Here is a 783-nt window from a genome sequence, read left to right on the forward strand (position 1 = left end):
CATGAAGTTAAACTTAGTCATCGTGGTCGTAAAACCACCTTAACGACTAACCTAAAGCGATTGATTGAAGAAAAAATCAAGATCCAAAAATGGTCAATTGAACAAGTGGCGCATGTAGTTAGAATTGCCTACAAAACCATCTATAACTGGATTGATCGGGGACTACTGGATATTAATGTGACTGATTTACCTGACCATGGTATTCGTCGCAAACGAGCTAAAGAAACCCGTGGTACTTTTAGTCATGGACGTTCCATCGAAGATCGTCCAGCTGAAATTTCTGATCGTAATACTTCAGGTCATTTTGAAGCTGATACAGTTTTATCTGGAAAACGTAAAGGTCAAGCAGTAGCTACGTTTGTCGAGCGTAAGAGTCGGCTTACCATCGTTAAACGGCTTAATGGACGAGATAGTACTTCAATGACCAAGGCTATTTTAGAATTGGCTAACCAGTTAGGAGATAATCTCAAGACCCTTACTGTTGACCATGGGAAAGAATTCGCCAACTACAATTTGATTGAAGAACAGACCGGTGTTCCGCTGTACTTTGCGCACGCTTATTCTCCACATGAACGAGGCAGTAATGAAAATCGCAACCGAGTACTACGCCGCTTCATTCCCAAAGGTCAACCAATTGATGAAATTACTGATGATGAATTGATCCAAATTAACTGGTATTTGAATTCCCGACCACTCAAATGTTTAGATTGGCGAACACCAATTGAGATCTTTTTGCGTAATCTGCGTTACTAAATTTGTTCAAGTTATTTCTTGCAATCTGCC

1 protein-coding gene is annotated in these 783 nt (G+C 40.2%); it reads left to right on the top strand.

The genetic code is table 11. From position 1 onward, the window contains the following. The coding region (locus tag QOS07_RS09280; protein ID WP_283588651.1) for an IS30 family transposase at window positions 1-753 on the top strand (753 nt) is incomplete at its 5' end. Window positions 754-783: the final 30 nt, after the last annotated feature.

Source organism: Limosilactobacillus viscerum (assembly GCF_947387525.1).
Lineage (GTDB): Bacteria > Bacillota > Bacilli > Lactobacillales > Lactobacillaceae > Limosilactobacillus > Limosilactobacillus viscerum.